Below are 12708 nucleotides of genomic sequence, written 5' to 3' on the forward strand. Positions count from 1 at the left end.
AAGTCTCATGAAATCATTATCTATACTCTCTCTTCCCTTACCGAGTAAAAAAGGGGATAACCGTTTCATTGGTAACTTATCAGGCGCCGCCCTGGCCCTGTCTGTCGCGGAACTGGCGCATACACACCAGGGCCCGGTACTGGTTGTTGTTCCTGACACTCAAACCGCACTGCGTCTGCAACCAGAAGTCTGTCAGTTTACCGATGTTGAAGTGAGTGTGTTCCCCGATTGGGAAACCTTGCCGTACGATAATTTTTCACCGCATCAGGATATTATTTCTGACCGTTTGGCGCGTCTTTATAAGCTACCTACTCAGGAAACGGGCATTATTCTGGTTCCTATCAGTACCTTATTGCAGCGCTTAACGCCGCGTGAATTTATTCACCAGCATGCCTTAATGGTCAGCAATGGTGATCGCCTGTCCCTCGATAAACTTCGCCTACAACTTGAAGCATCCGGCTACCGTCACGTCGATCAAGTGATGGAGCACGGTGAATACGCGAGCCGGGGCTCATTACTCGACCTGTTTCCAATGGGCAGCAATCACCCCTACCGGATCGACTTTTTTGATGATGAAGTCGATTCTATTCGTCAGTTTGATCCGGAAAACCAGCGTTCAATTGGTGAAATCGACAATATCAACCTGCTGCCTGCACATGAATTTCCAACCAATGACATTGCCGTCGAGAGCTTCCGTATGCGCTGGCGTGAACGCTTTGAGGCGCGACGTGAGCCCGAGTCGATTTATCAGCAAGTCAGTAAACGTACCTGGCCGGCGGGTATCGAATACTGGCAGCCACTGTTTTTTGACCAGACAGAGACCCTGTTTGATTACCTGCCGGAGCCCACGCTGCTAGTCACGTTAGGCGATCTGGAAACCTCGGTTGATCATTTCCTCGCGGATGCAGAATACCGCTATGATCAGCGCTGCGTTGATCCGCTACGTCCACTATTAGCACCCCGTGAATTGTGGTTGACCAAAGATGAAATGTTCATCGGCTTTAAAGGGTTGCCTCAAGTTCGTATTCGCCAGGACAAAGAACCGGAAAAGGCTGGTCGTTATAACCCGAGCCTGAAACCCGTTCCCGCACTTACCATCAACCACCAGCTGAAAGAGCCTCTGGCAGAGCTGCGCCGCTTCTCTGAGCAGTTTGATGGCAAAATTATTTTCTCGGTCGCATCTGAAGGCCGCCGCGAAGCCTTACTCGATCTGCTGACGCGCATTAAGCTGCGTCCAATGGTATGCACCAGCCTGGAAGATGCCATTAACGCACAATCCAAGTTTACCTTAGTGATCGGTGCGGCAGAACAAGGCTTCATTCTTGAAACACCGTCGCTGGCCTTTATCTGCGAAAGCGATCTGCTAGGCGAACGGGTAATCCAGCGCCGACGCCGGGAAGAGAAGAAGAGCGTCAATGCCGATATTATTATTCGCAATTTGGCAGAATTGCAGATCGGCCAGCCCGTCGTGCATATTAATCATGGTATTGGTCGTTATCAGGGCTTACAGACACTGGAAGCGGGCGGCATAAAAACTGAGTATGTCACTCTTGAATACCAGGGTGGCGCCAAGCTCTATGTACCTGTTGCATCGCTGCATTTGATCAGCCGATACTCTGGTGGCGCTGATGACAATGCACCGATCCATAAACTAGGCGGTGAAGCCTGGGTCAAAGCGCGTAAGAAAGCGGCAGAAAAAGTACGTGATGTGGCAGCAGAACTATTAGATGTTTATGCCAAACGAGAACTGAAACCTGGCTTTAAGTTCAAGCTGAATCGTGAAAGCTATGCCGATTTCTGCACCGGTTTCCCATTTGAAGAAACCCATGATCAGGCCCTGGCGATCAACGCCGTACTGTCAGATATGTGTCAGGCTAAAGCGATGGATCGTCTGGTATGTGGTGATGTTGGTTTTGGTAAAACCGAAGTAGCCATGCGTGCGGCATTTGTTGCAATCGACAACAACAAGCAAGTGACCGTGTTAGTTCCAACCACTCTGCTGGCCCAGCAACATTTTGAAAATTTCCGCGACCGTTTTGCCAATACACCGGTTCGTGTCGAAGTACTTTCGCGTTTCAAAACAGCAAAAGAGCAGAAGCAAATTCTGGCTGATGTGGCTGAAGGCAAAATCGACATCCTGATCGGTACCCATAAGCTGCTGAATGCATCAGTCAACTATTACGATCTGGGCCTGTTAGTCGTCGATGAAGAGCACCGTTTTGGGGTCCGCCAGAAGGAGAAAATCAAGGCCATTCGTGCCGATATCGATATTCTGACCTTAACAGCAACCCCGATCCCTCGTACCCTGAATATGGCAATGAGCGGCATGCGAGATTTATCGATCATCGCAACGCCACCAGCGCGTCGTTTAGCCATTAAAACCTTTGTCAGAGAAACTGAAGAAGCTATTGTGCGTGAAGCGGTACTGCGTGAAATCATGCGTGGCGGTCAGGTTTATTTCCTTCACAACGAAGTCGATACGATAGAAAAAACCGCTGAAGAGCTGGCAAAGCTCATTCCCGAAGCGCGAGTGACCTTAGCCCACGGCCAGATGCGCGAACGCGAACTGGAAAAGATCATGGGAGACTTCTACCATCAGCGTTTCAACGTCCTCGTGTGCACCACTATCATAGAAACCGGTATCGATGTTCCGACGGCCAATACCATCATTATCAACCGCGCTGATCACCTTGGCCTAGCACAGCTACACCAGCTTCGAGGACGTGTTGGCCGTTCGCACCATCAGGCTTACGCCTACTTGCTGACACCGCACCCGAAACGGATGACCAAGGATGCGGTGAAACGACTGGAAGCCATTGCCTCGCTGGAAGAGCTAGGGGCAGGCTTTACTCTTGCCACCCACGACCTTGAAATTCGTGGTGCCGGAGAATTGTTAGGGGATGAACAAAGCGGCCAGATCCAATCAGTCGGCTTTACCCTGTTCATGGAAATGCTGGAACAGGCTGTCGAAGCTCTCAAAGAAGGTAAAGAGCCCTCTCTGGATGATCTACTGCGCGAGCAGACAGAAGTCGAACTGCGATTACCGGCATTGTTACCAGATGACTATATCCCGGACATCAACACCCGTTTATCACTTTATAAGCGTATTGCCAGTGCCAATAACGAAAACGGCTTAAATGAGCTGAAAGTCGAGCTGATTGACCGCTTTGGTTTACTACCGGATGCAACTACCAACCTGCTCACTATTAATAAGATCAAGCTGAAAGCGGCAGGAATTGGTGTTCGCCGCATTGAAGCCGGTGAAAAAGGCGGCTACTTTGAATTTAGCCAAAATGCCTCAATCAATCCGGGGTTCTTAGTCAATATGTTACAATCACAGCCACAGTATTATCGCATGGAAGGCCCGACTAAACTCAAGGTCATGGCGCCTATGGCTGATCGTAAAGACAGAATTAAATTTGTTGACGGACTTTTAACAAAGCTGGCAGAAAACACTTTATAATCAATACCAATTGCATTAAGTAACCAGAGCTTTGGTTACTTAATCCCAGATTGCTATATTGCACAACAGTGCGGAGTCTTATCTTGAAAAAACTGGTTTATATACTGCTTTTAGCCGTGAGCTGGCCGACATTTGCAGCAAGACAGTTCGATGTGGAAATCATTCTGTTTAAGCGTAATATCAATCCGGATCAAGTCAGTGAATCCTGGCCGGATCAGCTAAAACCTCTTGATATGCGCGGAACGATGACGTTTGGCAATACCGACAGTCTGGCCGCCAAGGGGGTTACCCCGCTTTCACCGGACCAGTATCAGCTGACGAATCAGTATCAAAAACTGCAGAATCACGCGGGCTTTACCCCGCTGGCACATGTGGCATGGCGCCAGGGCGATGAGGGGAAAGGGGCCGCACCTAAGTTCCACCTGGTTTCAGGCAAAGATTTTTCTGACCGTTATTTAGCTGACGGTACATCGAAAGCTGAATTACGCCGCCGTCAGTTATCAGCGCCAGACAGTACTCATGATCCTGAACTGGGATCTGATATTACCATCACAATCGGTCAGGAGGGGGCGGATACTGATTTAGCCACCGATGCTGCCGACAGTGAAGCGCCACTGTATCAGCTGGATGGTAGCATTCAGGTCTATGTCCAGCATTACCTCTTTGCTGATGTAAACCTTGATCTGCGTGAGCCCGGTCGCCGTGAAGTGATCGTAGGGACTGAACCACTTGAAAGCGATAGTATCGAAACTGAAACAGAGACTAACGTGCAGGTTGGCCACCTGCAGGAAGTGAAGAAAAAAGTTGAAGTGGAAGAGTTTCTTAAATCTTACCGCTTATCTCAGCAACAGCGTATGCGCAGCGGTGAAACCCACTATCTGGATCACCCTCTGATGGGGATGATCATCCAGGTACGTCGTGTCGGCGAATAGCGTTCCTACTGCTACTGGCCCTCGCAATTGCGAGGGTTTTTTTATTATAATTAACACTAACATTTGAGTTTCATTTCCAAGCCAGAATAAACAGAATGAAATAGCAGAATCGAAAGCGTGATTTCATTCCACATCTCAGATCAAATCTGTATTATCCCTTATCCTCAACAGCTCACACATGCCAGCATGGTCACATTATTACTGAAGCCATAAAGAGGTAGTTAATAGTGTTGTTTAATAGAATATGCCCGGCTTGTGCTGCCTCTACACAGTTCATTCAAATACACCGCACTTTTGTCGAAAAATTTATCACAAAAAAACATTGGTCAAAATATCAATGCTGTCATTGCCAATCAGAGGTCTTTGCTCATCGCTTTAAACTCGGAAAGATGGTGTTGCATCAAACTACCCTTGCTTCAACGAAATAGAACTTTATTCACATTGTGAGATGTCTGTTTATTCAAATCACATAGAAAAACCGTTACTTTGCTCTAACCTGAATGCGGATCTACTCTGAGCTTATGAAACTGGATTTCTCTCTAACGACTCCTCGCCTGATACTTAGGCCCTATAAAACTGTCGATCTGCTGGAATATTTCGCAGCAGTTCAGGAATCCGCAGAGCAACTCTCTCCTTGGTTGGAATGGTGCTACCCGGACTACAACCAGCATGATGCCCATGAGTGGATCACATCCAGCAGGCTCAGCTGGCAGACAGATATAAGCTATGAGTTAGCCCTCTTCAGCCGCCATGACGATACCCTTATTGGCAGCGTAACGCTCAGTACCCTGTTTCCGATGTGTAATAGCGCTAACTTAGGGTATTGGATCCGCTCGTCTCACCATCAACAGGGACTCGCCAAGGAAGCGACGATAGCTGTCGCCAACTTTGCTTTTCAGGCGCTGGATCTGACGCGACTTGAGATTGTGACTCATACCGACAATATTGCTAGCCAGAATACCGCCCTCGCCTGCCATGCAAAATTTGAATGCGAAGCAAGAAACCGTATATTTGCCCATGGCCAGGTATGCAATGGGCTGGTTTATTCTTTGATCCCGGAAGACCTATGCTAAAGTAAATGTGTTTAATTTTTACTACTCAGGGACTTACCGTGTTTAAAATTATTGTCGCCGTTGCCATTATTGGCTTAGTCATTCTCTTCATGCAATACTCGAAAAACAATAATCAGGCCGCTGATGAAAACATCAAAATTGGTCAGCAATTTCTGGAAGATAATAAGCATACTGAAGGGGTCAAAACGACCGCATCAGGCCTGCAGTATTTAGTGTTACAGGAAGGTACAGGTACTGTGCATCCGAAAGCATCCGATAAAGTCACAGTGCATTACCACGGTACGCTGATTGACGGCACGGTTTTCGACAGCTCGGTAGAGCGAGGAGAGACTATTGCTTTCGGTCTGAACCAGGTGATTAAAGGCTGGACCGAGGGGCTGCAGCTCATGGTTGAAGGTGAAAAAACACGCTTGTTTATTCCGGCAGCGCTGGCGTATGGCAACCGGGCAACTGGCGGTATTCCACCAGGTTCAGTACTGATTTTTGATGTTGAGTTAATCGGCATTAATTAGTTAACCGACTAGTATCGAGTATCGAGTATCGAGTATCGAGTATCGAGTATCGATAAGTCTAAGTAAAAAACCGCCAAAGAAGGCGGTTTTTTTATTAAGCTTTTAAACCTGAATTAGTGTAGTTTCAGGTTCGGACGTAATACACGGTTGATACGACCAACCAGCATCATCAAACCCGTTTTAAATACACCATGCAACGCAACCAGGTGCATCCGGTACAGGGAAATGTAAACGATACGGGCAATCCGCCCCTCAACCATCATTGAACCTTTGGTCAAATTCCCCATCAGACTGCCAACGGTAGAGAAACGACTCAGTGATACCAGAGACCCATGATCACTGTATACATAAGGCTTCTGATCGCGGTCCGTCATTTTCGCGACAATATTAGAGAAACAACGACTTGCCATTTGGTGAGCAGCCTGGGCGCGAGGTGGTACAAAACTTCCATCGTCCTGGGCACAACAGGCAAGATCGCCGATAACATAGATGTCGTCGTCACGTGTTGTCTGCAACGTAGGCTTAACCACTAACTGGTTAATACGGTTGGTTTCCAGCCCAGCAATATCTTTAATAAAGTCAGGCGCTTTAATACCTGCAGCCCAAACCATTATTTGCGCGGCAATATGCTCGCCATCTTTGGTGGTCAGGCCGGTTTCATCGGCTTTTGTCACCATGGTCGCAGTACGGACATTAACACCCAGCTTAGTCAGCTCGCTATGAGCGGCAGACGAGATACGTGGTGGCAATGCCGGGAGAATACGTTCACCCGCTTCAACCAGGTTCACATTCAAGCGTGAGCTATCAAGATCACCGAAACCATAAGTACGCAACTCTTTGACAGCATTGTGCAATTCAGCCGACAATTCTACGCCTGTCGCGCCTGCGCCAACGATGGCTATATCAACCGTCTTCTGATCTTTATTAGCATGCAATTTCAGGAACTGGTTATTCATCTCGGTACGGAAACGATGAGCCTGCTCTGGGCTATCCAGGAATATGCAGTGATCACAAACACCTGGTGTATTAAAATCATTTGACGTCGAACCAATCGCCATGACCAGAATATCGTATTCCAGCTCACGCTCTGGCATTAAGAGATCACCCTGCTCGTCATGAAGCGGGGCCAACTTAATTGTTTTATTCTCACGATCAATCTCTTGCAAACTCCCCATCTGAAACTCAAACGAGTGGTTTTTAGCATGGGCTCGATAGCTCAAAGCATCAACCCCGGCATCCATCGATCCGGTTGCGACTTCGTGTAAAAGCGGCTTCCACAGGTGGCTAGCTTTACGATCGACAAGCGTGACAGTTGCACGGCGTTTACGACCCAAGGTACGACCTAACTTTGTCGCAAGCTCAAGACCGCCCGCTCCGCCACCGACTACGATAATTCGCGTCATGATAACTTCCTCTTATTTGTAATAATTTTCTATTGCTCAGGGCCTTATCTCGGTTCTTCATCCTTAAATTACAGATGATAATGCTCTGGCTGGCTGACTAATACCAAACAGAACAATGCTCTGGCTGTGCGAGCCACACCAAAGTTCGCTGTTCAATTTGGTATCGATGCAGACGGATCGGCTCCGTCTGCGGAGGGTAGGAGGTCGCTACAATGTTTCTTTAAAGGATTTTATAGTTTTTAGATGCTGTGAGATCTTTTTAAATTTATGTGTTTCTGTCTCATCCCAGATGATTTCATAGTAATCATCCAATGCATCACTTGTAAGGCGATTATCTAATACTTCGTCATTAGTTGAAAGGATACAGAGGCAATTACCCGCATTTTTTTTACGAAAATCTGTAACACATTTTGTCCCAATGTCGGCGTATTCTTCCGGACGGTCGATCCGTCCTTCCATATTGATTTCAGGATGGAGGTTAGGGTTAAAGATAACCTGTCGAATGCCGCTTAAGAAGCCAATACGTTCAGACCAATAACCGCCTAATCCGACACCGCAAATTAATGGATTGGGATCGTCCGACTGCTCCTTTAACTTATGCACTTCTTTGAGGATATGTTGCATATCGTGTTTAGGATGCAAAGTACTGTAGTTAACGAAACGAACATCGGGGTCAATAAACTGAAGCTGTAATACTTTTTCGTGATTACCCGGGCTTGTGGAATCAAAGCCATGTAGATAAATAATCATCTCTTCTCCCCTGTCGTTCTTATTGTCCGTGGCACTAAATGTGCGCCTGAATTTAATCTAACATGTTTTTTATACCCAAGTAACCTCAAGGTGCTCGTTTCAGCGAGAATTTCCAGGCGCTAAGGTCAGGCGCTGATTTGTCGATATAGTTGCTCTACATCAAAAATCAGCAACGCAACATTAGTGCCTGGAAAACTCGCCCTTCGGGAGTGATCCAGCATCTTGAGGTAACCTGGGTATGTAGTTTAAAAGAACAAATATACCCTTATTGATGAATCAGAATCGCCAAATCGATACGAATACCAGACAATTTCCGGTCGAGATATCGACGTTGTTTATCGTTCAGACTGTTATTCAACCGGCGCATGACATCAAAGCGACGATTAAGGTAGACATTAATATCGATCTGAAGCTGCTCATTCTCCAGTGCAACAAACTTCTGCAACATCTGACTCAGCTTTTCGTCAAAGTCAGGCTCAAAGCGTTTTTCCATCAACCCTCGCCAGTTCTGCAAGAAACTGCGATAAAAAGAGAAGAATATCGGCTCCATTTCGACTTGATATTCGGCCAGTTCGTGTAATAGCTGCTTCTGCTTATAAGTTAGCGTGCCAATCCAGTCCAGTGATATCTCTTGCAGCTGTCTCGTTCGCTTGGCCATCTTTTGTTTAGTCGGCAGTATTGCTCTTTCAGCGATCACGTCCTCTATACTTTTTTCAATATTGCGGTTGAGCTCAGCGATTTGATCTTCATTAAGATCACGGATCATTGACGCCAGAGGTATCGCCAATAATCCTATTGAATCTTGTCCTACTTTGGTAAGTTTAAAATGATAACCGCGGGTCTGGCTGAAAGTGAGTGGCTTTTTCAGATCTGATTGCAACTCAGAGATCAGACGGTGTAATTTTGGAAGATCGCGATCACGATGAATAAGCAGTGCATTATCAAGGTCGACTTCAAAATCTCTTTCCTGACTAGAATTGAGACTGACATAATCGGCCAGGTAATAAGAGATCCAGAAGTCTAATGTGTTATAAGCCAGACGCATAACACAGCCGGTCAACAACACCGAAATCAGTAAACAAAAGACCCGTTGTTTAATCCGACCAGAGAGCTTCACCTTAACCACCTTCCTGCTATTAGCTAAAAGCCGACAACCTCAAGATCAGTGTAGACCTGTGTTTTCTCGGAACATGAGAAAAATCAAAACAGCGGATTAACGATTGTTTATCGAGGAAGAAAGCTCAGTTTCTGTTGCAGCTGATTAGCCGACTCTAAATACGTTTGCTCTTGCCAGATATCAGCCCCGACGAAGAACCATAGCATGGCCAAATAGTCACACCAAGGTTGCCAGTCAGCCACAGCATCTAACCACGGTTGGTTATTGCTGATCCTACGGTGCTGACAATACATCTTTACGGCCCCATTTGGTTCAAGGCCATTAGCATTGATGGTCAGTGCTAAATCTAATGAAGGATCGCCCGCAGCAGCATATTCCCAATCGATCACCACATCACGTCCGTTATCGGTGTGAATAATGTTATAACGCCCCAGATCATGATGACAGCAAGTATCTGCAAACTTAGTCTCGAGTTGCCGGTATTGGAAATGATGGAAAATTGAGATAAGTTCAGGAGTTTTAAAATGTTGCGGTATAAATTGCCAATAGTGTGCCGCTTTTTGCTGTACATCTAACCGCCAGTGAGGCACTGGCAATGTGTGAATATCAGCCTGAAGCTTCAGTAAAATCGTATCTGATAATTCATTACTGGCTTCTTCCCCTTCAATCCATTCCACTAACAAGCCATGTTCCAGCAAGTAAGCAGGCTTAGGTGCGATTCCACTGGGCGCAATTTGTGCTAAAACTCGATATTCATGATGCCGAGAGACGCCAAAAGCGCTTGATGAGGCGGCTATCGGTCGCCAGACCAGAGAAGAGTATTGACCGGAAGTACCATTACGGATTTTCAGTAACCAGCAACGGTTAGTCAGGCCGCCGGAAAGCGGCCTGGCAGATATAAGCTCAACGTCATGTAACGCACTAAGCAAAGATTGGTCGAATATTTCCACTTAGTGCCTCAATAATACCAATCGGAACAATTATCCCGATTGGTATAACATATTGCTATTCGCTGCTTAATTACAACGATAAGATCCCCAGCTAACGGCGATTACCAGCCAAGAAGGCTTTTCGCTTCTTGCTTACGGATCTCGCTTTCGTCAGCCCATTCGATCAGACCCGTTTCCAGATCCATCAGACGCATCGTCATTTTGTAGTAAACGTCTTTATCACTACCCGCTTGCTTCACAATGCTCGCAAGGTTGCCATAAAGCATATACTCCGCACCGACCATTTTACCGAACTGAATCGCAGTGCTCTGGTTAACCAGTTCATCGTTATTCTGGAAGTTCAACTGCTTACGAGCGGCTTCTACACGCGTCATATCAACAAAACGAAATTTTCCAGAGTTTAGCAGACGGGTACTGACAGAATCGGTAATGGATTCGGTATCAATATGCTCGCTGGTTTTGTTCTTAATACCATCAACCACGATAATAGGACGCTGGTTGTTTCCCGTAATGTAAGCAACGGAGCCCGAAGCCAGCATGCTGTCGGTCATCTCTTCCGCAATTTTTTGCAGATCGGTTGAACCAAATTCAATGGTTGTCGTTTCCGCCTCTTGGGCATCACCATAGCTGACTTTCTGCGCACAACCACCCAATAAAACAGCGACGCTCAATAATGCAATAATGCTTTTTTTCATTTTAGACCTTCAAGGGTTGTGATTAATAATTTGCTTGACGAATATAAATACGGTATTGCTTCGCTTTCGGGCTTCTTGCAACAGCTTGCAGCGTCATTGTATCCTTGCCATGAAGTACAAATTGCCGCCATGGTGCATCACTGCCATCCACTTCTAACCCTTGAGCATCATACCAATAAAAACGGTATTGCAGTTTCATATCATCGCTAACCTGACTGGTTACCGGTACACCGGCTTTCATCAGACCGTTAACGTCACCAACAATGGCCCTTTCAACCGCGACACGGCTTGCCAGCGATGAATTACCAATAACCACATTCTGGTTACTGCTTTCAATACTGATCCCCGATGTTGTTGTGGTACATGCCGCTAAAAATAATGTAACTAGCAATACTGAGATATATCTCATTAGATTCCTCCTAACAGTGCCGACCACCAGCTGACTTGGTTTCCTTGTCGAGACACCCAAACCATTGTGGTTCGTCCGGCTTTAATATCTACATTTAACTGTTGTCCATTCCAACTCAAGCTATGCGTGCCTGCAGCTAGATCGGTATGGAAAACATCAACACTGGCAGGTAAAGACTGCCAACTACGCGTATCTGGCTGTTCGGTTAGTGTATTGAAAATGTTTGCAAGTATATTGCCTACATCGTTTCCTTTACTCGCAGCGGTTTTGCGAACTTCATTTTTCGCTAATACACGCAGCGCCTGTCGAACCACAATGACAGGTAGATCTTCATTCAGGCTATTCCTTGCCATGGCGTTCACATCAGCCAGCTGCGCCCCCTTCACGGTATTGTTTTCCAGTTTTAACGGCGTAAGACGAGGCATTGTTGCGGTAGGGTAATATGGCAATGCCAGGTTATAAATCACACCATCACCGCGACTGTCGTACAACCACAGCGGCAAGCGCCAACCGTCTCGAGCCTGAACCACCCCCTGCTCATCAAAAATAATGACCCGGCCTTCATTCGGCGCAGGCTTGTTATACTTACCGTAACGCGCTTCTAGGGTTTTTAAGTCACCCGTCATATTCATAACGGTCGCCACTCGCAGTACTGTATTGGCAATATAGAGATTGCCCGGGGCTACTGCTAAAGCCCGCTTATAATCAATATACGCATTATTCAGATCACCATCGGCTTCATACAACACCCCTGACAGATAAAACAGATAACCATTCTGCACTGCGCCTAATTTTTCACCCGCATCAGGGTAACGAGCCAGCACCGAACCAATGTTATCGTTGATACCTTTGCTCTTTACTTCTTTTTCTGCCCGCAGCAGTTCTGCCGCCCGCTGTTTTCGGGCCGCTTCCTGGACCTGATTTGCACGACGAACCTCTACCAGCGCCCCTTCAAGGTTTTTCTGTTGCAGGTAGTTAAGCGCCAAATAAAGGTGCAAAAAACCTAATTCATAATCGGCAGGCTGGTAGGTGATCATATTGTCATTGGTGAGTAAGGCACCAGCCTGGTTAATTCCTTCAGAGAGCTGAATCGTCGCCTGACGTTGCTGCTCTTTCACCGCCATATCGGCATGCTTTAATGCGGTAAAACTAAATGGATATTGTTCTGCAACAAAATGAACCCTGCCGCGTTCCATGCCATCAAGAATATCGCCTGCAGGGGCATCGGGTAATGCTTCTGCCGCTTCGGTGTAAAGGCCTTGTTGCATGGCCTGATGAGCATCTGCATTCGCGGCGCTGTAATGGCTAAACAAACTCTGGGTGGATAAATTGGCACAGGCCAGCAGATTTAGAGAGAGTAGCGCAACTACAGCATGTTTATGTATCGAGTTAATGACCACTTTC

The 12708-nt window shown here is 46.7% G+C and carries 11 protein-coding genes; 4 read left to right on the top strand and 7 right to left on the bottom strand.

Features of this window, described 5'->3' with window-relative positions:
* Window positions 1-7: 7 nt before the first annotated feature.
* The 4 genes from mfd (at window position 8) to bamJ (ending at window position 5980) form a co-directional block, all read left to right on the top strand.
* A complete protein-coding gene (mfd, locus tag C9I89_RS00780; RefSeq protein WP_107281440.1) occupies window positions 8-3463 on the top strand; it encodes a transcription-repair coupling factor in 3456 nt (1151 codons plus the stop codon).
* Window positions 3464-3546: 83 nt separating this feature from the next.
* Window positions 3547-4395 carry a peptidoglycan binding protein CsiV gene (locus tag C9I89_RS00785; RefSeq protein ID WP_107281441.1) on the top strand — a complete coding sequence of 283 codons (849 nt, stop codon included), beginning with the start codon at window positions 3547-3549 and terminating at the stop codon, window positions 4393-4395.
* 521 nt (window positions 4396-4916) lie between these two features.
* Window positions 4917-5468 carry a GNAT family N-acetyltransferase gene (locus C9I89_RS00790; RefSeq protein ID WP_107281830.1) on the top strand — a complete coding sequence of 184 codons (552 nt, stop codon included), beginning with the start codon at window positions 4917-4919 and terminating at the stop codon, window positions 5466-5468.
* Window positions 5469-5557: 89 nt separating this feature from the next.
* The gene (gene bamJ, locus C9I89_RS00795) at window positions 5558-5980 is read left to right on the top strand and encodes a BamJ family beta-barrel-assembly machinery protein (protein ID WP_245905386.1); all 423 of its coding nucleotides are present in this window, start codon (window positions 5558-5560) and stop codon (window positions 5978-5980) included.
* A gap of 113 nt (window positions 5981-6093) precedes the next feature.
* Here the strand turns inward: bamJ and C9I89_RS00800 are convergent, their stop codons facing one another.
* The 7 genes from C9I89_RS00800 to C9I89_RS00830 form a co-directional block, all read right to left on the bottom strand.
* Complete coding sequence (locus tag C9I89_RS00800) at window positions 6094-7383, bottom strand: NAD(P)/FAD-dependent oxidoreductase (protein WP_107281443.1); 1290 nt, start codon at window positions 7381-7383, stop codon at window positions 6094-6096.
* 207 nt (window positions 7384-7590) lie between these two features.
* Window positions 7591-8133, bottom strand: coding sequence for an alpha/beta hydrolase YcfP (ycfP, locus tag C9I89_RS00805; protein WP_107281444.1), 543 nt, complete (start codon window positions 8131-8133; stop codon window positions 7591-7593).
* Between the two features lie 265 nt (window positions 8134-8398).
* Complete coding sequence (locus C9I89_RS00810; protein ID WP_245905372.1) at window positions 8399-9250, bottom strand: DUF6279 family lipoprotein; 852 nt, start codon at window positions 9248-9250, stop codon at window positions 8399-8401.
* Between the two features lie 107 nt (window positions 9251-9357).
* Window positions 9358-10200 (bottom strand): phosphotransferase, encoded by an 843-nt coding sequence (locus tag C9I89_RS00815; RefSeq protein WP_107281445.1) that lies wholly within the window; start codon window positions 10198-10200, stop codon window positions 9358-9360.
* Between the two features lie 101 nt (window positions 10201-10301).
* The gene (gene lpoB, locus C9I89_RS00820; RefSeq protein WP_107281446.1) at window positions 10302-10895 is read right to left on the bottom strand and encodes a penicillin-binding protein activator LpoB; all 594 of its coding nucleotides are present in this window, start codon (window positions 10893-10895) and stop codon (window positions 10302-10304) included.
* A gap of 22 nt (window positions 10896-10917) precedes the next feature.
* Entirely contained in the window at window positions 10918-11304 is a 387-nt protein-coding gene (locus C9I89_RS00825) for a YcfL family putative periplasmic lipoprotein (protein WP_107281447.1), read from the bottom strand.
* Entirely contained in the window at window positions 11304-12704 is a 1401-nt protein-coding gene (locus C9I89_RS00830; RefSeq protein WP_245905373.1) for a COG3014 family protein, read from the bottom strand. The genes C9I89_RS00825 and C9I89_RS00830 overlap by 1 nt, the downstream gene beginning before the upstream one ends.
* Between the last annotated feature and the right edge of the window lie 4 nt (window positions 12705-12708).

Source organism: Photobacterium lipolyticum (genome assembly GCF_003026475.1).
GTDB classification, from domain to species: Bacteria; Pseudomonadota; Gammaproteobacteria; order Enterobacterales; family Vibrionaceae; genus Photobacterium; species Photobacterium lipolyticum.

What these genes read in the sequence shown, in the direction of transcription:
- lpoB (WP_107281446.1), bottom strand. Translation starts at nt 10,895, where the DNA reads ATGAAAAAAAGCATTATTGCATTATTGAGCGTCGCTGTTTTATTGGGT.
- bamJ (WP_245905386.1), top strand. Translation starts at nt 5,558, where the DNA reads ATGCAATACTCGAAAAACAATAATCAGGCCGCTGATGAAAACATCAAA.
- ycfP (WP_107281444.1), bottom strand. Translation starts at nt 8,133, where the DNA reads ATGATTATTTATCTACATGGCTTTGATTCCACAAGCCCGGGTAATCAC.
- C9I89_RS00825 (WP_107281447.1), bottom strand. Translation starts at nt 11,304, where the DNA reads ATGAGATATATCTCAGTATTGCTAGTTACATTATTTTTAGCGGCATGT.
- C9I89_RS00790 (WP_107281830.1), top strand. Translation starts at nt 4,917, where the DNA reads ATGAAACTGGATTTCTCTCTAACGACTCCTCGCCTGATACTTAGGCCC.
- C9I89_RS00800 (WP_107281443.1), bottom strand. Translation starts at nt 7,383, where the DNA reads ATGACGCGAATTATCGTAGTCGGTGGCGGAGCGGGCGGTCTTGAGCTT.
- mfd (WP_107281440.1), top strand. Translation starts at nt 8, where the DNA reads ATGAAATCATTATCTATACTCTCTCTTCCCTTACCGAGTAAAAAAGGG.